20 protein-coding genes and 1 pseudogene are annotated in these 20,056 nt (G+C 61.4%); 14 read left to right on the forward strand and 7 right to left on the reverse strand.

Annotated elements, in window-relative coordinates:
• The first annotated feature begins 126 nt into the window (after positions 1–126).
• From coxB to ACEPAJ_RS03860, 4 genes are read left to right on the forward strand one after another with little or no spacing between them, the layout of a single operon-like run.
• Positions 127–1,251 (forward strand): cytochrome c oxidase subunit II, encoded by a 1,125-nt coding sequence (gene coxB / locus ACEPAJ_RS03845; protein ID WP_425913650.1) that lies wholly within the window; start codon positions 127–129, stop codon positions 1,249–1,251.
• 4 nt (positions 1,252–1,255) lie between these two features.
• Positions 1,256–2,860 (forward strand): cytochrome c oxidase subunit I, encoded by a 1,605-nt coding sequence (gene ctaD / locus ACEPAJ_RS03850; protein ID WP_425913652.1) that lies wholly within the window; start codon positions 1,256–1,258, stop codon positions 2,858–2,860.
• 12 nt (positions 2,861–2,872) lie between these two features.
• Complete coding sequence (locus ACEPAJ_RS03855) at positions 2,873–3,436, forward strand: cytochrome c oxidase assembly protein (RefSeq protein ID WP_425913653.1); 564 nt, start codon at positions 2,873–2,875, stop codon at positions 3,434–3,436.
• 12 nt (positions 3,437–3,448) lie between these two features.
• Positions 3,449–4,345: a cytochrome c oxidase subunit 3 gene (locus ACEPAJ_RS03860; RefSeq protein WP_425913655.1), complete on the forward strand. Its 897-nt coding sequence runs from the start codon at positions 3,449–3,451 to the stop codon at positions 4,343–4,345.
• Positions 4,346–4,350: 5 nt separating this feature from the next.
• Here ACEPAJ_RS03860 and ACEPAJ_RS03865 read toward each other — a convergent pair whose 3' ends face one another.
• On the reverse strand, positions 4,351–4,554 hold the full coding sequence (locus tag ACEPAJ_RS03865; RefSeq protein ID WP_425913657.1) for a twin transmembrane helix small protein: 204 nt from the start codon (positions 4,552–4,554) through the stop codon (positions 4,351–4,353).
• 85 nt (positions 4,555–4,639) lie between these two features.
• On the opposite strand from ACEPAJ_RS03865, the pseudogene ACEPAJ_RS03870 reads away from it, so the two are divergent.
• The 5 genes and pseudogenes from ACEPAJ_RS03870 (at position 4,640) to ACEPAJ_RS03890 (ending at position 8,744) form a co-directional block, all read left to right on the forward strand.
• Positions 4,640–5,370 (forward strand): annotated as a pseudogene (locus tag ACEPAJ_RS03870) (SURF1 family protein).
• A complete protein-coding gene (locus ACEPAJ_RS03875; protein ID WP_425913658.1) occupies positions 5,345–5,929 on the forward strand; it encodes a hypothetical protein in 585 nt (194 codons plus the stop codon). The pseudogene ACEPAJ_RS03870 and the gene ACEPAJ_RS03875 overlap by 26 nt, the downstream one beginning before the upstream one ends.
• A 25-nt stretch (positions 5,930–5,954) precedes the next feature.
• Positions 5,955–6,995, forward strand: coding sequence for a COX15/CtaA family protein (locus ACEPAJ_RS03880; protein ID WP_425913660.1), 1,041 nt, complete (start codon positions 5,955–5,957; stop codon positions 6,993–6,995).
• A gap of 24 nt (positions 6,996–7,019) precedes the next feature.
• Positions 7,020–7,919: a heme o synthase gene (cyoE, locus tag ACEPAJ_RS03885; RefSeq protein WP_425913662.1), complete on the forward strand. Its 900-nt coding sequence runs from the start codon at positions 7,020–7,022 to the stop codon at positions 7,917–7,919.
• Between the two features lie 192 nt (positions 7,920–8,111).
• Positions 8,112–8,744 (forward strand): SCO family protein, encoded by a 633-nt coding sequence (locus ACEPAJ_RS03890; RefSeq protein ID WP_425913663.1) that lies wholly within the window; start codon positions 8,112–8,114, stop codon positions 8,742–8,744.
• Between the two features lie 4 nt (positions 8,745–8,748).
• Here ACEPAJ_RS03890 and ACEPAJ_RS03895 read toward each other — a convergent pair whose 3' ends face one another.
• Positions 8,749–9,174: a VOC family protein gene (locus ACEPAJ_RS03895; protein ID WP_425913665.1), complete on the reverse strand. Its 426-nt coding sequence runs from the start codon at positions 9,172–9,174 to the stop codon at positions 8,749–8,751.
• A 109-nt stretch (positions 9,175–9,283) separates the two neighbouring features.
• Between ACEPAJ_RS03895 and ACEPAJ_RS03900 the strand changes: the two genes are divergently transcribed.
• On the forward strand, positions 9,284–10,153 hold the full coding sequence (locus ACEPAJ_RS03900; RefSeq protein WP_425913666.1) for a LysR substrate-binding domain-containing protein: 870 nt from the start codon (positions 9,284–9,286) through the stop codon (positions 10,151–10,153).
• Here ACEPAJ_RS03900 and ACEPAJ_RS03905 read toward each other — a convergent pair.
• Positions 10,148–11,506 (reverse strand): OprD family porin, encoded by a 1,359-nt coding sequence (locus ACEPAJ_RS03905; RefSeq protein ID WP_425913667.1) that lies wholly within the window; start codon positions 11,504–11,506, stop codon positions 10,148–10,150. The genes ACEPAJ_RS03900 and ACEPAJ_RS03905 overlap by 6 nt on opposite strands.
• Before the next feature lie 202 nt (positions 11,507–11,708).
• Between ACEPAJ_RS03905 and ACEPAJ_RS03910 the strand changes: the two genes are divergently transcribed.
• Genes ACEPAJ_RS03910 through ACEPAJ_RS03925 form a run of 4 tightly spaced genes read left to right on the forward strand, consistent with a single transcriptional unit; the run spans position 11,709 to position 16,367 of the window.
• The gene (locus tag ACEPAJ_RS03910; RefSeq protein WP_425917926.1) at positions 11,709–13,244 is read left to right on the forward strand and encodes an ABC transporter substrate-binding protein; all 1,536 of its coding nucleotides are present in this window, start codon (positions 11,709–11,711) and stop codon (positions 13,242–13,244) included.
• Positions 13,232–14,170 carry an ABC transporter permease gene (locus ACEPAJ_RS03915; protein ID WP_425913669.1) on the forward strand — a complete coding sequence of 313 codons (939 nt, stop codon included), beginning with the start codon at positions 13,232–13,234 and terminating at the stop codon, positions 14,168–14,170. Before ACEPAJ_RS03910 ends, ACEPAJ_RS03915 begins: the two co-directional genes overlap by 13 nt.
• Positions 14,170–14,967, forward strand: a complete 798-nt coding sequence (locus ACEPAJ_RS03920; RefSeq protein ID WP_425913670.1) for an ABC transporter permease — start codon at positions 14,170–14,172, stop codon at positions 14,965–14,967. The genes ACEPAJ_RS03915 and ACEPAJ_RS03920 overlap by 1 nt, the downstream gene beginning before the upstream one ends.
• Entirely contained in the window at positions 14,964–16,367 is a 1,404-nt protein-coding gene (locus tag ACEPAJ_RS03925; RefSeq protein WP_425913672.1) for an ABC transporter ATP-binding protein, read from the forward strand. The genes ACEPAJ_RS03920 and ACEPAJ_RS03925 overlap by 4 nt, the downstream gene beginning before the upstream one ends.
• A 59-nt stretch (positions 16,368–16,426) precedes the next feature.
• Here the strand turns inward: ACEPAJ_RS03925 and ACEPAJ_RS03930 are convergent, their stop codons facing one another.
• From ACEPAJ_RS03930 to ACEPAJ_RS03945, 4 genes are all read right to left on the reverse strand, one after another.
• The gene (locus ACEPAJ_RS03930) at positions 16,427–17,197 is read right to left on the reverse strand and encodes a MetQ/NlpA family ABC transporter substrate-binding protein (RefSeq protein WP_425913673.1); all 771 of its coding nucleotides are present in this window, start codon (positions 17,195–17,197) and stop codon (positions 16,427–16,429) included.
• 78 nt (positions 17,198–17,275) lie between these two features.
• Complete coding sequence (locus ACEPAJ_RS03935; protein WP_425913674.1) at positions 17,276–17,953, reverse strand: methionine ABC transporter permease; 678 nt, start codon at positions 17,951–17,953, stop codon at positions 17,276–17,278.
• A complete protein-coding gene (locus tag ACEPAJ_RS03940) occupies positions 17,953–18,960 on the reverse strand; it encodes a methionine ABC transporter ATP-binding protein (RefSeq protein WP_425913676.1) in 1,008 nt (335 codons plus the stop codon). Before ACEPAJ_RS03940 ends, ACEPAJ_RS03935 begins: the two co-directional genes overlap by 1 nt.
• 201 nt (positions 18,961–19,161) lie before the next feature.
• Positions 19,162–20,007, reverse strand: coding sequence for a PA5502 family lipoprotein (locus ACEPAJ_RS03945; RefSeq protein ID WP_425913677.1), 846 nt, complete (start codon positions 20,005–20,007; stop codon positions 19,162–19,164).
• Positions 20,008–20,056: the final 49 nt, after the last annotated feature.

A 20,056-nucleotide genomic window follows, 5' to 3' on the forward strand; every position in this document is an offset into this window, starting at 1 on the left:
ACCTGATAACTCCGAATCAGCTGCGGCATGGACAGTCTTCCTAGGCGTTTTCACTGAGAAAATGCGTGATGGCTCAGCCTCTGACCGATTCGGCGGGATAACAAGAATAATTAAGGGGAACCCGCAATGATGCGACATCCACGAGTCTGGATGGGCCTCCTGTTGTGGTTGGTATACAGCTCGGCACACGCCAGCTGGGGCATCAATATGACGCCCGGTGCCACCGAGGTGAGCCGCTCAGTATTTGACTTGCACATGACCATCTTCTGGATCTGCGTCGTCATCGGCGTGATCGTGTTTGGTGCCATGTTCTGGTCGATGCTGGTCCACCGTCGCTCCACAGGTCAGGAGCCCGCGCACTTCCACGAAAGCACCACAGTCGAGATTCTCTGGACGGTTGTACCGTTGGTGATTCTGGTGCTGATGGCCATCCCAGCGACCAAAACCTTGATCGATATCTACGACTCCAGCGAGTCGGAGCTGGATATTCAGGTCACCGGTTATCAGTGGAAATGGCACTACAAATACCTGGGTGAAGATGTCGAGTTCTTCAGCAACCTGACCACCCCCAAAGATCAGATCAACAACAAGGCCACCAAGGGCGAGCATTACCTGTTAGAGGTCGACGAACCGCTGGTGGTGCCGGTCGGCACCAAAGTGCGCTTTTTGATTACTGCCGCCGATGTCATTCACTCCTGGTGGGTACCGGCGTTGGCGGTGAAAAAAGATGCGATCCCGGGTTTTGTCAACGAGTCCTGGACGCGCATCGACGAGCCCGGCATCTACCGTGGCCAATGCACCGAACTGTGCGGCAAGGACCATGGCTTTATGCCGATTGTGGTCGAAGCCAAGTCGAAAGAGGACTACGCCACCTGGCTCGCCGAGCGTAAACAGCTGGCGGCTGCCGAGAAGGAGCTGACCAGTAAAGAGTGGAGTATGGATGAGCTGATGGCGCGCGGCGAGAAGTCGTACCTAACAAACTGTGCGTCTTGCCATCAGCCGACGGGTGAGGGGCTGCCGCCGATGTTCCCGGCGCTAAAGGGCTCAGCGATTGCTGTTGGCCCGGCGGCCGGTCATATCGGCATCGTGGTCAATGGCAAGCCAGGTACGGCCATGGCGGCGTTCGGCAAGCAACTTTCGGAAGTCGATATTGCCGCGATCATTACCTACGAGCGCAATGCCTGGGGCAACGCGGTCGGTGACATGGTCACGCCAAAAGACATCCTCGCGTTCAAACAGGCTCAGGAGTAAGGACATGAGTGCAGTGATCGATCCGGGCCACGCTGGCCACGGTCATGCCGGACATGACCATCACCACGGCCCGGCCAAAGGCCTGATGCGCTGGGTGTTGACCACCAACCATAAAGATATCGGCACCATGTACCTGTGGTTCAGTTTTGCCATGTTCCTGCTGGGCGGCAGCATGGCCATGGTGATCCGTGCCGAGTTGTTCCAGCCGGGCCTGCAAATCGTGCAGCCGGAGTTCTTCAACCAGATGACCACCATGCATGGCCTGATCATGGTCTTCGGCGCGGTCATGCCGGCGTTTGTCGGCCTGGCTAACTGGATGATTCCGCTGATGATTGGCGCGCCGGACATGGCCCTGCCGCGCATGAATAACTTCAGCTTCTGGCTGCTACCGGCCGCGTTCAGCATGCTGGTCAGCACGCTGTTTATGGAGGGTGGTGGGCCGAACTTCGGTTGGACCTTCTATGCACCGCTGTCGACCACTTATGCACCGGAGTCGGTGACCTTCTTTATCTTTGCCGTGCACTTAATGGGCTTCAGTTCGATCATGGGCGCGATCAACGTGATCGCCACCATCCTCAACTTGCGTGCCCCCGGCATGACCCTGATGAAGATGCCTTTGTTCGTCTGGACCTGGTTGATCACCGCATTTTTGCTGATTGCTGTAATGCCCGTTCTGGCAGGAGTGGTGACCATGATGTTGATGGACATCCACTTCGGCACCAGTTTCTTCAGCGCGGCCGGTGGCGGTGACCCGGTGCTGTTCCAGCACGTGTTCTGGTTCTTCGGTCACCCCGAGGTGTACATCATGATCCTGCCGGCATTCGGCGCGGTCAGTGCGATCATTCCGGCGTTCGCCCGCAAGCCGCTGTTCGGTTATACCTCGATGGTTTACGCCACTGCGTCGATCGCCTTCCTGTCGTTTATCGTCTGGGCGCACCACATGTTCACCGTGGGTATTCCGCTGACCGGTGAGCTGTTCTTTATGTACGCGACCATGCTGATCGCCGTACCGACCGGGGTGAAGGTGTTCAACTGGGCCAGCACTATGTGGCGCGGCTCGATGACCTTTGAGACGCCGATGCTGTTCTCGGTGGCCTTCGTCATCCTGTTCACCATCGGCGGTTTCTCCGGGCTGATGTTGGCCATCGCCCCGGCGGACTTCCAGTACCACGACACCTACTTCGTGGTGGCGCACTTCCACTATGTGCTGGTGCCAGGCGCGATCTTTGGCATCTTCGCTTCGGCCTATTTCTGGCTGCCGAAGTGGACTGGGCACATGTATGACGAGACGCTCGGCAAGCTGCATTTCTGGATGAGTTTTATCGGCATGAACATGGCGTTCTTTCCGATGCACTTCGTTGGCCTTGCAGGCATGCCGCGGCGTATTCCCGACTACAACATGATGTTCGCCAACTTCAATATGGTCTCGAGTATTGGTGCCTTTATGTTTGGTGCCACTCAGTTGCTGTTCCTGTTTATCGTCATTAAGTGCATTCGTGGGGGTAAACCCGCGCCGGCCAAACCCTGGGATGGAGCAGAGGGGTTGGAATGGTCAATACCGTCGCCGGCGCCTTATCACACCTTCAGTACGCCGCCGGAAGTGAAATAAGGAGCTGCAGCGATGAGCGAAGCCCTGTCGACACGTCGTTTGGTGATCCGCCTGTCATTGGTGGTGGTCGCCATGTTCGGCTTTGGCTTCGCCTTGGTACCAATCTACGACGTGATGTGCCAAGCCTTCGGCATCAACGGTAAAACCGCCGGGGCCTACGAAGGCAGCCAGGCGGTGGACGAACAGCGCCGGGTGCGCGTGCAGTTTCTCGCCACCAATGCAGCCGAGATGGTCTGGGAGTTCGGCCCCCAGGCAGATGAAGTAGTTGTGCATCCGGGCGACAGTACGCAAATGCTGTTTGTGGCGTACAACCCCACCGACAAGCCGATGACCGCTCAGGCGATCCCCAGTGTGGCACCGTCGAAAGCGGCCGCTTATTTCCATAAGACCGAATGTTTTTGCTTTACCCAGCAAGTACTGCAACCCGGTGAACGCATCGAAATGCCGGTGCGCTTTATCGTCGATAGAGACTTACCGGCAGATGTTCGCCACCTAACCCTGGCTTACACCTTGTTTGATGTCACCGCGCGCAAACCGCCGGTGGCGCAAGCGACCCCTACTCGGGCGGCTCCATAAGGAGAACAATAAATGTCGAGTCATGAAACGCACGAAAGCTATTACGTCCCGGCCCAGAGCAAATGGCCGATCATCGCCACACTGGGCATGCTGTTTTCGGTGTACGGCGTGGGCACCTGGTTCAATGATATGAAGGCCGATCGTGCTGACTCCAACGGCCCGCTGATCTTCTTTGTTGGTGGCCTGTTTCTCGCTTACATGCTGTTCGGCTGGTTTGGTAATGTGATCAAGGAAAGCCGCTCCGGCATGTACAGCCCGCAGATGGACCGCTCGTTCCGCTGGGGCATGAGCTGGTTTATCTTCTCCGAGGTGATGTTCTTCGCTGCGTTCTTCGGTGTGTTGTTCTATGTGCGCACCTGGGCCGGGCCATGGCTGGGTGGCGAGGGCGATAAGGGCATCGCCAACATGCTCTGGCCGGGTTTCGAGTACAGCTGGCCGCTGCTTAACACGCCTGATCCAAAGCTCTATCCGGCACCGAGTGGCACTATCAGCGCCTGGGGCTTGCCACTGATCAACACCATTCTACTGGTGACCTCCAGCTTCACCCTGACCTTCGCTCACCACGCGCTTCGCAAGAACCATCGCAAGCCGCTAACTCTCTGGCTGGCGCTGACGGTGATTCTCGGCATTGCCTTTCTGGTGTTGCAGGTCGAGGAATATATCCACGCCTACACCGAACTGGGCCTAACCCTGGGGTCGGGTATCTACGGCGCCACCTTCTTTATGCTCACCGGTTTTCACGGGGCCCACGTGACCCTAGGTGCACTGATGCTGAGCATCATGTTGATTCGGGTTATTCGCGGTCATTTCAGCCCCGAGCAGCACTTCGGTTTTGAGGCGGCCGCCTGGTACTGGCACTTCGTTGACGTGGTTTGGATTGGCCTGTTTGTCTTCGTTTATGTGCTGTAACGCGGTTACCAGGTGGCATGTGAAACCAGTTGGCCGCTGTAGAAACCCCAGGCAATCAGGGCAACAGTCAACGCGGTAAGGGTCACGCGCACAGTCAGTGCGTTGACCACCCGGGAGGTCTTACCTTCGTCCTTGACCAAAAAGAACAGGCCGCTGAATAGGCTGATCAGAGTAGCCAGCAGTAACAGGACGATCGCGGCTTTGAGCATGCGTGACTCCCAAGCGAAACTTCGGGGGAAGGGAAATGCGTAGCAGCAGTATAGCCAGCTTGATCAGGGTTTTAGGGAGGCGGATATGAGTGCCTTCCGTCCTGGCTGGCTGCCTAGCGTGCTGGTGCTGCTGCTGTTTCCCTGTCTTATCGCCCTGGGCTTTTGGCAGCTGGCACGCGCCGAAGAAAAGCGCGAGCTGTTGGCCGCACATCAGGCTCAGCAAGTGGCCACGCCAATCAGCATCGAGGCGCTGGAGCAGCAGCCCAACCCGGCTTACAGGCGTGTGCAGTTGCAGGGCTTCTTCGATGCGCGGCATACCCTGCTGCTGGACAACCGCACCCGTGACGGCCAGGTCGGTGTGGAGGTGTTGCAGCCTTTCTATGACCAGGCCAGCGGCCTCTGGCTGCTGCTCAATCGCGGTTGGCTACCCTGGCCCGACCGGCGTATTACGCCAACCTTTGCCACCCCGGATACACCGCTGCGTTTGCAGGCCACGGTGTATGTGCCGCTGGGTGAGGCGTTTCAGTTGCAAGGTGCCGAACCGTCTATGGATTGGCCACGGTTGATTAGCGAGGTCAAGCCGGATGCCCTTTGGCAGCAACTAGGGCGCGGGGGCTGGCTTATGAGGTACGTCTTGAGCCGGGCCCCGCATCATTCCAGAGTGATTGGCCGATTATCGCCATGAGCCCCGACAAACACACCGGCTATGCCGTGCAATGGTTTGCTCTGGCCGCGGCCTTGCTCGGCTTGTTTATCTATTTAGGTTTATCTAACGCGCGGGAGACTCGCCATGAACCCAGCCATCGCCCTGCCTGAAGTGTCGCCCAGCCAGCGTCGTCGTGGGCGGTTGCAGTTAATCCTGATTCTGGCCGTGGTAATCGGCCCGATGATCCTCGCCACTGCCATGTACCAGTGGCGTTTCTGGGTGCCGGAGACCCGCAGTTACCACGGTGAGCTGATCGGCACCGGGCAGACCCGTGCTGACCTCGGCGTAGTCGGTGCAGACGAGCCGCGCTGGCAGTTGCTGGTGACCGTACCGGATGTTTGCGATACCGCCTGCAAAGAGTTGGTGTTTCTCGCCCGCCAAGTGCATATCGGCCTAAGCCGTGATGTTGCTCGCGCCGCCCATGGCCTAGCCACTGCCCAGCCGCTGCCGGATGACTATGACGCGCAACTGCGCCGTGAATACCCACAACTAGCCCGCTATCAGTTGGAGCTGCAGGCCTACGACAAGGCGTCCGGCAAGGGCGAAGGCGCGTATTTATGGATCGTCGACCCGCGTGGCAACCTGGTGCTGCGCTATGACGCCAGCAGCAAGGGCAAGGCGATTCTCGATGATCTGCGGCACCTACTTAAGATTTCGCAGATTGGTTAATGCCGCTTGCGGCTAAGGACTGATGATGAGCAAGCCCGGTTACCGTTTTGCCCTGTTCGCCACCGTGCTGGCGGTCGTGGTGGTGCTGCTCGGAGCCTACACCCGTTTGACTCACGCGGGCCTGGGTTGCCCGGACTGGCCAGGTTGTTATGGCTTTATCGGCGTGCCGATGAGTGAGCACAAACAGACCCTGGCCGAGGCACGTTTCCCCGAAGCGCCGGTGGAAGTCGCTAAGGGCTGGTACGAGATGATCCACCGTTATTTTGCTGGCTCCCTGGGCTTGGTGATTCTCGGTCTGGCGGTACAGGCGCTGCGCCGCCGTGGCGAAGCCGACCAGCCACTTAAATTGCCTCTTTTATTGCTGGGTTTGGTGACCTTGCAGGCCGCCTTCGGCATGTGGACGGTGACTCTGAAGCTCTGGCCGCAAGTGGTGACGGCGCACCTGCTCGGCGGTTTCGCGACCCTCAGTCTGCTGTTTCTGCTGACGCTACGACTATCTGGTAAAGCGCCGGTTTTGCCCAATCTCCCCTCGCGGTTGCGCAGTCTGGCGGCGTTCGGCTTGCTGCTGGTGGTCGGACAGATCGCTCTGGGTGGCTGGGTTAGCAGCAACTACGCGGCGGTTGCCTGCGTTGATCTGCCGACTTGCCATGGTGAATGGTGGCCGGCAATGGATTTCGCCAATGGTTTTCACCTGACCCAACATATCGGCCCCAACTACCTTGGCGGGCAGCTCGACAGCGACGCGCGCACGGCCATTCATATGACCCACCGCATCGGCGCACTGCTGGTGACCCTGGTGCTGCTGCTATTGGCCTGGCAACTCAAGCGCCATGGCTTGGGGCGGTTGGCCGGTTTGTTGGTGTTGGCGCTGGCCGTGCAGATCAGCCTGGGAATCAGCAACGTAGTGTTTCACCTGCCGCTTCAGGTGGCAGTGGCGCACAACCTCGGTGGCGCGGCTCTGTTACTGACGTTGGTGCTAATCAATTACCGGGTGCGCAGCGCAGCACGGCTGGCATCTCCGGCAGCAGAAGCGCAGGCTGACCTTGCGATGCTGCCGAGCAAATAACAAAAACAATCGAGGAGAGACCGTATGGCTACTCTAGCGCGCGAACAGCAAGCCCACGCCAGCTGGCGCGACTACCTGGAGCTGACCAAGCCGAGGGTGGTGGTGCTGATGCTGATCACCTCCTTGGTCGGCATGTTCCTCGCCACCCGTGCGGGCGTGGCCTGGCAGGTGCTGATTTTCGGCAACCTCGGTATTGGCTTATGTGCGGGTGCCGCAGCGGCGGTCAACCATGTGGTGGATCGGCGGATCGACTCAATCATGGCGCGCACCCTCAAGCGTCCAGTTACCTCGGGGCGTATCTCACCCAGCGCAGCATTGGGTTTTGCCCTGCTGCTGGCGGTCGCGGGTATGGCGCTGCTGCTGATCTTTACCAATGAGCTAGCAGCCTGGTTGACCCTAGCCTCCTTGCTCGGCTATGCGGTGCTTTACACCGGCTTTCTCAAGCGCGCCACGCCGCAGAACATCGTGATCGGCGGCCTGGCTGGCGCTGCGCCACCTTTGCTCGGCTGGGTGGCAGTGACGGGGCATATCAGCGCAGAACCGCTGCTGCTGGTGCTGATTATCTTCGCCTGGACGCCGCCACACTTCTGGGCCCTGGCCATCCACCGCAAGGAGGAATACGCCAAGGCCGATATTCCCATGCTACCGGTGACCCATGGCGAGCACTACACCAAGGTACACATCCTGCTTTATACCCTGGTGATGTTCGCGGTAACCCTGCTGCCCTATGCCATCCACATGAGCGGGCTGCTCTACCTTGCCTGCGCCGTGATTCTGGGCGGGCGTTTTCTGCACTGGGCCGTGGTGTTGTACCGTGACAGCAAACCGCATGCAGCGATCAACACCTTCAAATACAGCATCTGGTATCTTTTCGCGCTGTTTATCGCCCTGCTGGTGGATCACTACTTGCTGCTCAATATCTAAGAGTCTGTTTACGATCTGCTGCGCGTCGGCCCTGCTGCGTTAAAAGCAGACTCGTGCGCGAGTCCGATCAAAATACTCATTTACACCAGTAAACTCCGCTTACTCGCCGTTTTGACCAGCCGGAGGCTGTTACTAATGTAGCGCCTTGCATGGCTCTAGCTCGCGAGACCGCAAAACAGACTTTGAGGCCCTATGACCCGTACCCAGATCACCGTTTTTGTTCTCGTTGCCATCGTTGCCTTGGTGCTGGGGCTGACCGTCAACAAGGTGCTGACCAGCAAGGGGCAGGGGGATCCTACCGCGTTGCTCGATGCCGGCATCGTATTGTTGCCGCAAAGCCGTAGCCTGCCGGCGCTAAGCCTGATCGATCAGGATGGCCAGGCGGTAGCGGTTGATCAGCTCAAGGATCAGTGGAGCCTGTTGTTCTTCGGCTACACCTTCTGCCCGGATATCTGCCCAGCCACCCTTGCTCAGTTACGTCAGCTGCAAGGCCAGCTGCCGCCAGAAACCTTGGCCAAGTTGCGAATCGTGCTGGTTACGGTCGACCCGAACCGCGACACACCGGAGCAGTTGAAGAAGTACCTGGATTACTTTGACGCCGGCTTTATTGGCTGGACTGGTGAGGAGGCCATCATCCAGAAACTGGCGAACAGCGTGAGCATCCCGTTTATTCCGGCGGACACCAGCCAGGAAAACTACACCGTCGACCACAGCGGTAACCTGGTGTTGATCGGCCCGGATGGCAAGCAGCGCGGCTTTATCCGCGCGCCGATCAATAACGCCAAGCTAGCCGCGCAGTTGCCCGGTCTGCTTGAGCGGCCATAACCTGCTATTTGGCGAATAGCTGGCTGATGTCCTTGAACGCCTTGAATTCTAGGGCGTTGCCGCACGGGTCGAGTAGGAACAACGTGGCCTGCTCGCCGACCTGGCCGGCGAAGCGCACGTAGGGCTCGATCACGAATTGCGTGCCCTTAGCTTTGAGCCGCGCCGCCAGTGTTTGCCAATCCTCCCAGCCCAATACCACACCGAAATGCGGCACTGGTACGTCGTGGCCGTCCACCGGGTTGCTGTGCGCGTCTTGCTGATAGGCCATCTTCGGCGCCTGGTGAATCACCAGTTGGTGGCCGAAGAAGTTGAAATCCACCCAGTGGTTGCTGCTGCGACCCTCGGTACAGCCGAATACTTTGCCATAGAAGTGCCGAGCGGCCGCCAGGTCGTATACGGGAATAGCCAGGTGGAACGGTGCGAGTGCCATGTGAGGCTCCTTGTGATCAGTGTCTGAGGATTCTCAGCAACAGTAACTTTGATTAAAAGCGCATATTGTTGCTGCCGAGCACTCCTAAAATTGATCAGTCGAGGCGCTGATGTTGCGTGAGTTGAAAACCTTTGTGGCGGTGGCGCGGTATGGCACCTTCGCGGCGGCGGGCCAGCAGGTCGGCTTGACTCAGTCCGCCGTGAGCGCGCAGATGCGGGTGCTGGAGCAGGGGTTGGGCGTGCGTCTGTTCGACCGCAGTGGGCGTGCTGCCGTGCTTAATACGGCGGGCCGGCATGCTTTGCCGCTGGCTGAGCAGATGCTCGCGTTGTATGCGCAAATGGCCAGGCCTGCGAGCTTGGCCGATTGGCAAGGCGAGTTGAATGTTGGCGCTATCGCCAGCGTGCAAACGGGCCTGCTGCCCGAGGCGTTGCCGGCCTTTCGCCTGGCTGCACCGGGCGTTGAACTGAAGCTGGTGCCAGGGGTGTCGCTGCAACTGCTGAGTCAGGTGGATGCAGGCGAGCTGGACCTGGCGCTGCTGATCAAGCCGCCTTTCGACTTGCCTAAGGAGTTGCTGCAGATCAGCCTGGCCCGTGAGCCTTTTGTGTTGATCACGCCGCTCAGTGTGATGGAGGATGACCCGCTGCAGATCCTCGCTGAACAACCCTTCGTGCGTTACGACCGGCACTCGTTCGGCGGTCGCCAGGTCAGCCAGTTCCTCCGTGAACAGCGTCTGCATGTGCGCGAGGCGCTTGAGTTGGATGAGCTTGATGCCATCGTGCGTATGGTCGAGTGCGGCCTGGGTGTCTCGCTGATTCCACGCGCAGGGCTGTGGCTGCAGCGCTCGACCCAGTTACGGGTGATTGAACTGGGCGCGCTGACGTTTCACCGCGAGCTGGTGGCGCTGCTGCGCCGGGCCCAGCAGCAGCCGGCGCTGGCGTGTCTGTTGCAGTGCCTGCAGGCCGCACACAAGCCCTTATAAGCGACCACTGAGCGGGTACTGCAGCACCAGCTTGAGCTGCTGAGCGTCGTTCTCACCTTGCGCGCTGTTGGCGCGGTGCAGGCTGTGACGCAGTTGCAGGGAGAGGTTCTTGGCCGGGCCATCTTGCACCACGTATTTGAGCGACAGGTCGCGCTCCCAGTGCCGCCCACCCTGGCCATAGAAGCCGGCGTAGCTACCATTCGGGTCGGCGTGGCTGCCGTCGGTGCCGCTGCCACGCACATAAGCGGCGGTCGTACTAAGGCCGGGCAGGCCAAGACCGCTCAGGTCGTATGCATAGTTGAGTTGCCAGGAGCGCTCGTTGGGCGCGTTGAAGTCGGACATTTGCATGGCGTTGGTTAGCCAGATTGCGCCACGTGTCACGTAATCGAACGGTGTATCACCAGCCACATGTTGATAGCCCAGGCCGAGGCTGTGATAGCCGCTGCGGTAGGTCAGCAGCAGGCTGCCGGTTGTGGTGTCGACAGCGCCGGCCAGGGCTTGGCCGGTGTTGCGGCTGCGGTACAGGTGCAGGTCGCTTGTCAGGCTGCGCGTATCGCCCAATGGCAGGCGGTAGGTGCTGCCCAGATAATGCGTGCGCCAGGTGTCTTCGAGTTCGCCCGTGAAGAGGCTAAGGCTTAACCCAGGCATGCCGCTGTAGCGCCCGCCGAGAAAGCGGAAGGCGTTGCCCAACTGACCGTTGGCGTTGCTCGCGTAGTTAACCACCAGTGGGTTGTTGTTGCTGCGCGAGTGCCGGTCGGCGGAGCCGGTGAAATACCCGGCTTGTAGTTTCAGGACGCTGATGTCGTCGCTTTCCAGGTACCAACCGGTATGGGTTTCCGGTAGCAGGCGGCTGTCTGAGGCGCTAAAGATCGGCGTGCTGACGCGCTGCTCACCGTAGCGTAAGCGGGTGGAGGCCGCCTGCAGCTTGAGTGCGGCGCCGCCCCGCGTCAGGTTATCCAATGGGTAGCCGTCACGGTCAAGCGGTAGGGCGCGAATGGCCCCGGCGCGGCCGCCGCCGGTGTCCAGTGCCTGGGCCTGATACAGCTGAGCGTCGAGGCCAAAGCCAATTCGGCCCTGGGTGAAGCCCGAGGTGAAGGTGCCCATCAAGCCATAACCCCATTCTTCGGCCACCTCGCTGCGCTGGCGGCGGTCCGGGTATTTGCTGTTACGTGCACGGGCATTGCGCGCGCCGTTTTCAAAGTCGCGGCGCTCGTAGAACATGCGGTTGAGCACCTGCCATTCGGCGTCTTCGACAAAACCTTTGGCAGCCTCTTGGGCATTGTCCTGAGCCATTAACCACGCAGGGCTAAAACCATAGGCGGCGACAGTCAGCAGGGTCAGGCGTTTGATCATGGGCAAAAGAACTCCGGTTAGCGGCTGGCCAAGCCTTTGCAGAATAAGCCAGACGGTTCTACGGCTCTAGAACGCCGCTTTGCGCGCGGTGGTCCGGCGCGGCATGGCTTGTAATGTTATCTTGTAACGCATTATAGTTCGCGCCCTTGTTGTGCTGGCAGTTTTTGTTCTGCTGCATTTTTCCTTTATTCCGCTGTTGGAAATGCCCTTGAGAGCCCTGCTATATACGCTGCTGGCCATAGTGTTGGTTGGCTGTTCGCCCAATCAGGACCCTGATCAATTATCGATTGGCGGTCCGTTCGAGTTCACCAGCCAAGACCCCTCGCGCGACGGTTATCTATATACCCGCTTACAGGTGGCGGAAACCCTGTTGGATGTTGATGCGCACGGCCAATTGTTGCCCGGTTTAGCCGAGGCCTGGTCGCGTTCGCAGGATGGCCTGATATGGCGCTTCACCTTGCGTGAAGGCGTGCGTTTTCATGATGGCGCGCTGCTGGATGCAACAGCGGTTGTGCGCGCGCTGCAAGTGGCGCAAAGCAAGCCGGGTGTGCTGGCGGCAGCGCCCGTTGAGGCCTTCGAGGCCGAGGGTGAGCGAACCTTACGCGTGCGCTTGAGCCGCCCTTACAATCCGCTCGCCGCCGTGCTGGCGCATTACACCAGCGTGATTCTCTCGCCGGCGTCCTATGACGCGCAGGGCCAAGTCACCCGGCTGCAGGGCACCGGCCCCTACCAAGTCGAGCGCTTCGACCCGCCGCATCATCTCGGGGTGGTGCGGTTTGCCGGTTACTGGGGCGCGCCGGCGAAGATCCAACGTGTGGTCTACCTGACGGGACACCGTGCGGAGAGCCGGGCGCTGCAGGTGATGGCCGGGCAGACCGATATCGTCTACACGCTTGATCCGGCCAGCCTCGACCTGCTGCGTCGGCGCGACAATGTGCGGGTGCACTCGCACGCCATCCCGCGCACCATCCAGCTCAAGCTCAACCTGGCTGATCCGCTGCTCGCCACGCGCGATACGCGCTTAGCCCTGAGCCTGGCCCTGGATCGTCATGGCCTGACTCAAGGCGTGTTACGGGTGCCCGAGGGCGAGGCCGGGCAGTTGGTGCCGCCGGCGCTCAGTGCTTGGCACCTGGCCGACTTGCCCGTTGCCCCACGCGACTTGGCGCGCGCCCGTGCGCTGCTGGCCGCGCAGGGCTGGCAAGCCGCTGATGATGGTGTTTTGCAGCGCCGCGGCGAGCGCTTTCAGCTGAGGCTGATGACCTACGCCGACCGTCCTGAACTGTTCCAGCTGGCCACCGCGATTCAGGCGCAATGGCGCGAACTGGGCGTCGATCTACAGGTGTCAGTGGTCAACTCCAGCGACATCCCTGCCGGGCACCACAACGGCAGCCTGCAGGTGGCGCTGATCGCCCGCAACTACGGCAACATCGCCGACCCGTTGGGCCTGCTGCTGGCCGACTTCGGTGATGGCGGTAACGGCGACTGGGGGGCCATGGGTTGGCAGGACAGTGAGTTACCGGCGCTGCTGGCGGCGCAGCAGATCGAGCGCGATCCCACGCGTTATCACGCCCGCGCCCAGCGTGTGGCGCGAATCCTGGTCGATGAGTTGCCGCTGATCCCGGTGCTTTATTACACCCAGCAGACGGCTGTATCGAGCCGCGTGCAGGGCTTCAGCTTCGACCCGTACGAACGTAATTACCGGATTGCCGAGATGAGTTTTTCGCCATGCTGCAACTGATTCTGCGCCGCCTGCTGCAGGCGGCTTTCGTCACCTGGAGCGTGGGTACCCTGAGCTTTGTGCTGATGCGCCTATTACCCGGTGATATGGAGTTCCGTATTGCCGCCGGCCGCTATGGCTATGACAACGTCGATCGCGCGGCTGCCGAAGCGGTGCGTGCCGAGCTGGGCCTGGACCGTCCCGGTTGGCAGCTGTACCTCGACTGGCTGGGTGATTTGCTGCACTTCAATTTCGGCAATTCGCTGGTCAGCGGTTTGCCGGTCACCCATGAAATTGCCCATTTACTCAGCCATACCCTGCTGCTGGCGGGTAGCGCGATGCTGATTGCGCTGCTGATCGCTGCCCCTGTTGGGGTTTGGGCGGCGCTGCGTGCTGGCGGCTGGTTCGACCGTTTGAGTCTGCTGGTGTCGGCGTTGTTGCGCGCTCAGCCGGTGTTCGTCATCGGTTTAGGCCTGTTGCTGGTGTTCGCCCTGGAGTGGCGCATGTTGCCGGTGGCGGGTTTTGACGGCCCGCGCTACCTGATTTTGCCGGCGCTGACCTTGGCCTTGGCGATGGCGGCGGTGTCCAGCCGGGTGGTTCGGCACAGTGTCGCCGAGGTGTTGCGCTCGGCCCACTTCAACTTCGCCCGGGTCAAGGGGCTGAGCCTGCGCCAGGCGCTGGTGCGCCATGGCGCGCGTAACGCCGCGCTGCCGGTGGTGGTGTTTCTCGGTATTCAGCTGGCCAGCGTGATCGAGGGCGTGGTGATGATCGAGTCGCTGTTCTCTTGGCCGGGTGTGGGCCATGGCTTGGCCCATGCCGTGTTCAACCGCGATGTGCCGATGATTCAAGGTGCCGCTATGGCCCTGGGGCTGCTGTTTGTGGCCCTTAACCTGCTGATTGATCTGGCCTGCCATTGGATTGATCCGCGCCAGAGGAGCGTCCAATGATGCCGCGTTTGTTCGCTTCGTTGTCCAACAGCCAGCGTGTGGGGGCCGGCTTGCTCACCCTGCTGGTGCTGTTCGCCGTGCTTGAAGGTTTACTGGGCCGCGGCGATCCCGCCCTGCAGAACCTGGCCCAGCGCTTTGCCACGCCGAGCCTGGCCGACCCCCTAGGCACCGACCCCTTTGGCCGCAGCATGTTGGCGCGCATGGGCGCGGCCTTGCGCCTATCGCTGAGCCTCAGCCTGGTGTGCGTGTTCACCTCGGCCTTTATCGGTGTTGCCCTGGGGGTGGCTGCCGGCTGGCGTCAGGGGTGGGTCGACCGCGTGTTGTCGTTCGTCCTCAATGTGCTGCTGGCCCTGCCTGGCCTGGTGTTGATTTTGCTGGTTGCCGGCCTGGCTCCTGGTTCATTACTGGCGTTGTACGTGGCCATCTCGCTGGTGCTGTGGGTGGAATACTTTCGCGTGGTGCGGGCGATCACCCGCCAGGTGGTGGCCTCGCAGCCCATGCAGGCCTCGCGCATGCTCGGTTTCGGCTGGCTGTATTGTTTGCGCCGGCATGTTTGGCCAGCCCTGCGTGGGCCGGTGGCGACGCTCGCCGCCTTTGGCGCGGCTGGTTCGATCATGGCCCTGGCGGCCCTGGGCTTTGTCGCTGTCGGCCTGCGCCCACCCACCGCCGAGTTGGGTCTGATGATGGTTGAGCTGTTCCCCTATTACAGCGACGCACCTTGGGTGCTCGCACAGCCAGTGTTGGCGGTATTTATGCTGGTGCTGGGTCTCAATTTGCTAGCAGGTAAGCGCGCATGACCACCTTGTTACGCCTTGAAGCGCTGAGCGTCCAGGCAGACGGTAAAACCCTGCTTGAACCGCTGAGCCTGAGCCTGGCGGCTGGCGAGTGTTTGACCATCCTCGGTGAAACCGGGGCCGGCAAGAGCCTGTTGATGCACGCCATCATGGGCACGTTGCCGCCACCGTTGACTGCCAGCGGACGTATTCTGCTTGGCGATCTAGATCTCGGCAGCCTCGACCGCCACGCCCGCGAGCAGCTCTGGGGCCAGCAGTTGGGCATGTTGCCGCAAGAACCGTGGCATGCGCTGGACCCGCTGATGCCGGCCTTGCAGCAGGTGGCCGAGGTGCACGAGTGCGTCCACGGCCTGCCACCGGAGCAGGCGCGCCAGGCGGCGAGTACCGCGCTTGCCAAGGTTGACTTGGCGCAGGCCGGTGCGCGCTTGCCCGGTCAGCTGTCAGGGGGCATGGCGCAACGCGTGGCATTTTCTGCGGCCACCGCCGCTGGTGCGCCGATCCTCCTCGCTGACGAGCCAACCAAGGGGCTGGATGCCAGCCGCCGTGACCAAGTGGCGGGGTTATTGCGCCAGCATGCTGAGCACGGCGCGCTGCTGACCATCACCCATGACGTGGAAGTGGCTCGCCAACTGGGCGGCACGTTGCTGGTGATGCGCGCCGGGCAGCTGTTGGAGTCTGGCGATGCGCAGGCAATCCTGGCAGCGCCGCAGCATGACTACACCCGCGCGCTGATCGCCGCCGATCCACGTCACTGGCCCACGCCCCTGGTTGCCGCCGTGACCGGCGCGCCAGCCAATGAGCCGGTTCTGCAGGCGCAGGGTCTGCGTCTGCAGCGCGGCGGTCGCCAACTGTTCGAAGGCCTGGACCTGCGTATCGAGGCGGGGGAAATCATCGGCATCGCCGGCGACAGCGGTTGCGGCAAGAGCAGCCTGGGCGATGTGCTGCTTGGCTTGCTGCAAGTCGATGGTGGGATGGTCACGCGGCGTGCGGGCGTGGCCGCGCATCGCTACCTCAAGCTTTACCAGGACCCGCCGGCGGCTTTCGCGGCGGGTGTACCGTTGCGCCGTTTGTTCGACGATGTGCTGCGTTTGCATCGGCTTGATCCCGCGCGGTTGCCGCCATTGCTGGAACGGCTGAGTTTGCGCCCTGAATTGTTGGCGCGGCCGGCGACCGAGGTTTCCGGCGGCGAACTGCAGCGCCTGGCGATTGCGCGCGCGCTGTTGCTCGATCCGGTGGTGTTATTTGCTGACGAGCCGGTGTCGCGGCTCGACCCGATCACCGCCCGTGACGTCACCGAACTACTGGTGCAAAGCGCCCGTGAGCGCGGCTGTGCGCTGCTACTGGTGAGCCACGATGCCGAGGCCCTGGGGCGGGCGTGTGACCGCCATATTCGCTTGGGCTAAGTGCCCTAAACGCAGAACCCCGCCAGAAGGCGGGGTTCGGGTACAGCGCGTGCCGCTAATCAGAACGCTGGTACGACGGCGCCCTGGTACTTCTCCAGGATGAAGGCTTTGACTTCAGGGCTCTGCAGCGCCTTGGCCAGCTTCTGCAGGGCAGCGTTGTCCTTGCTGTCGGCACGGGCGACCAGGATGTTGACGTACGGCGAGTCGCTGCCTTCAATGGCCAGCGCATCCTTGGTTGGGTTGAGCTTGGCTTCCAGCGCGTAGTTGGTGTTGATCAGCGCCAGGTCAACCTGGGTCAGCACGCGCGGCAAGGTGGCCGCTTCCAGCTCACGCACCTTGATGGCTTTCGGGTTTTCGACGATGTCTTTCGGCGTGGCGAGGATGCCCGCTTCTGGCTTGAGGGTGATCACCCCGGCCTTTTGCAGCAGCAGCAGGGCACGGCCGCCGTTGGTGGCGTCGTTGGGGATCACCACGTTGGCGCCTTGCGGCAGGTCGGCCAGGCTCTTGTGCTGGCTGGAGTAAGCACCGAAGGGCTCGACGTGCACGCCGGCCACGCTGACCAGCTCGGTACCACGGCTCTTGTTGAATTCATCCAGGTACGGCTGGTGCTGGAAGAAGTTGGCATCCAGGCGCTTTTCGGCAACCTGCACGTTCGGCTGCACGTAGTCGGTGAAGACTTTAATGTTCAGCTCAACGCCTTCTTTGGCCAGGGCTGGCTTAACGAATTCGAGGATTTCCGCGTGCGGTACAGCGGTGGCGGCGACGCTCAGGCTTTCGGCCTGGGCGGAGAAGGCTGCCAGGGCGGCAACGGCGACGATCAATTTTTTCATCATAAAGCTCCTTGTTTGATGGGGCGGCGTTCGGCGAATAACCGCTGCGCCGCTGTCTTGTGCGTCCTAAAGGGCGCTCTATTTTCTGGAAAAATGCACCACCAGCTTGTCGCCGACGGTTTGCAGAACCTGTACCAGCACCAACAGCAGCACCACGGTGACCAGCATCACGTCGGGCTGATAACGCTGATAGCCATAACGCACCGCCAGGTCACCGAGGCCGCCGCCGCCAATCAGGCCGCTCATGGCGGTGTAGGACACCAGGGTAATCGCCGTCACGGTGATGGCGGCGATGATGCCGGGCAGCGCCTCGGGCAGCAGCGCGTTGACCACGATCTGCCGGGTGGTCGCGCCCATGGCCTGGGTCGCTTCAATAATGCCGCGATCGACTTCACGCAGCGCGGTTTCCACCAGGCGCGCGAAGAACGGCGTGGCCCCAACCACCAGCGGCGGGATGGCGCCAGCGACGCCCAGCGAGGTGCCGGTGACGATCACCGTGAAGGGGATCATCACGATCAGCAGGATCACAAACGGCACCGAACGCAGAATATTCACCAGCAGCGACAGCACGCCATACAGGGCTTTTTGTTCAAACATCTGCCGGGGGCTGGTGAGAAACAGCAGCACGCCCAGCGGCAGGCCGAGCAGCACGGTGAACAGCATGGAGCCGCCGAGCATGCTCAGGGTGTCCAGGCTGGCGTAGCCGATTTCCGCCCAATCAACATTGGGCAGCAGGCGGGTCAGTAGGGCTTCCATTAGCGCAGCACCTCCAGGTGTACGTCGGCGGCTGCAAAGCGCGCCAGCGCGGCGTCCAGATCGCCGCCGGTAAGGGCCAGGGTCAACTGGCCGTAGGGGGTGTCCTTAATGCGGTCGATGCGCCCCGCGAGGATGCTGTAATCCACTCCGGTTTCGCGCGCGACGGTACCCAGCAGCGGCGCATAGGTGGCTTCGCCCTGAAAGGTCAGGCGCAGAATACGGCCGGCGACATGGGCGAAATCGTCATGTTGCTCGTGCTCGTCGACGTGCTCGGCTTCCTGCACGAAGCGCTTGGTGGTGGCGTGTTGTGGGTGCAGGAAGACGTCGGCCACCGAGCCCGACTCGACAATCACGCCGGCATCCATCACCGCCACGCGGTCGCAGACGCGGCGGATCACATCCATTTCGTGGGTGATCAGCACGATGGTCAGGTTCAGTTCACGGTTGATCTCGGCCAGCAGCTGCAGCACCGAGGCTGTGGTTTGTGGGTCGAGGGCGCTGGTGGCTTCGTCGCACAGCAGGATTTTTGGCTCGGTGGCCAGGGCGCGGGCAATGCCGACGCGCTGTTTCTGCCCGCCGGAGAGCTGCGCCGGGTATTTATCGGCGTGATCCTGCAGGCCGACGCGGGCCAGCAGTTCGCTGACGCGGGCAGTGATCGCGCTGCGCGACAGCTCGCCTGCCAGCTTCAGCGGCATGGCCACGTTGTCGGCGACAGTTTTTGAGGACAGCAGGTTGAAGTGCTGAAAGATCATCCCGACGCGCTGGCGGAAGCGCCGCAGGCCATTGGCATCCAGGGCGGTCACGTCTTCGCCGTCGACGTCGATGCGTCCGCCGGAGGGTTCTTCCAGGCGGTTGATCAGGCGCAGCAGGGTGCTCTTGCCGGCGCCGGAGTGGCCGATGATGCCAAACACTTCGCCACGGGCGATGTGCAGGTCGCTCGGCTGCAAAGCGGTGATGTCCTGACCACTGACGCGATACGCCTTGTGGACCTGATGAAAATTGATCACGCGTTAAACCTTTTGGGTTTCAGAATTGCCGGGTAGGCATAAGCGGGCGGGTAGTTTAACCGGCACTGCTTAGGCCGCAAAAATCTTTGTAGACCTATGGTTATAACTAGATCTCATGAAAAACGCTGCCGTCCAGCCCAATGCAGCCAGTGCCAATGCAAACGACCGGGCAAGCCCGGTCGTTGTCACGCACCGCGCCGCCTAGCGTTTGGGGCTGAGAACCAGTTGCGGCACTTGAGCAGGGTTGATCACCTGGCTCATGCGCGGGCTGAAACTCGGGTCCAGGCGTTTGATGCGGGCATTGAGCAGGGAGGCGACCCAGGGGAAGTCCTTGCTTTGACGCACTTCGATGCGCACCGCGCAATTGAACGCGACGATATCGGCGGCGACGCCATCGAGCAGGCTGCGCAAGCGTTCGTTGTCCTGGTTATCCAACATCGGTATGGCGATCACGCTGCTGGCGGCGGCGGGATCAATCAGCCTGGCGATAGGCTTGGCTGGCACGGGTGCTTTGGCCGCCGGGGTATTCAGTGGTTGGATGGCCTGAATCGCGGCGGCCTGGCGCGCGGCAGCCAGTTGCCGGGCCTGCTCCAAGCGGGCGGCTTCGGCGCGGGCCGCCGCCTGCTGACTGGCTTGGCGTTGCTGCTCGGCGGCGGCCAGTTCGGCTTCGCGGGCTTGGGCGATGGCACCATCCAAGCCGGTGGTCAGCGCCGGTGCCTGGGGCATTAGGCTGCGGGCACGGCTCAGGGCTTTGGTGGCGTTATCCAGGTCGCCGCTTTGCAGGGCTTTTTGCCCTTGCTGCAGGTGCGCTTCGGCGAGTTGGCGCTGATAGTGCTCCAGGCGCGTATCACCGACGGCGCGTTGCTGTAGGGTTGCCAGCTGGCTTTCTGCCGCATTCAAGTCGCCGCTGCTAAGGCGCTGGTCGAGCTGACGAAAGGCGCTGACCAAGTCATCAACCGGGAGATTGGCCGGTTGCGGCGCACTCTGGCAGCCGCCCAGCAGCAGAACCAGGGTCAGGGTAAATCCGCGGAAAACGAACGATTTCATGGCTGCGCGTCTCGGATTGTGCAAAAAACGCGCAAGTCTACACTGCGTT

It is taken from the genome of Pseudomonas sp. GWSMS-1 (assembly GCF_049847425.1).
Classification (GTDB): Bacteria; Pseudomonadota; Gammaproteobacteria; order Pseudomonadales; family Pseudomonadaceae; genus Aquipseudomonas.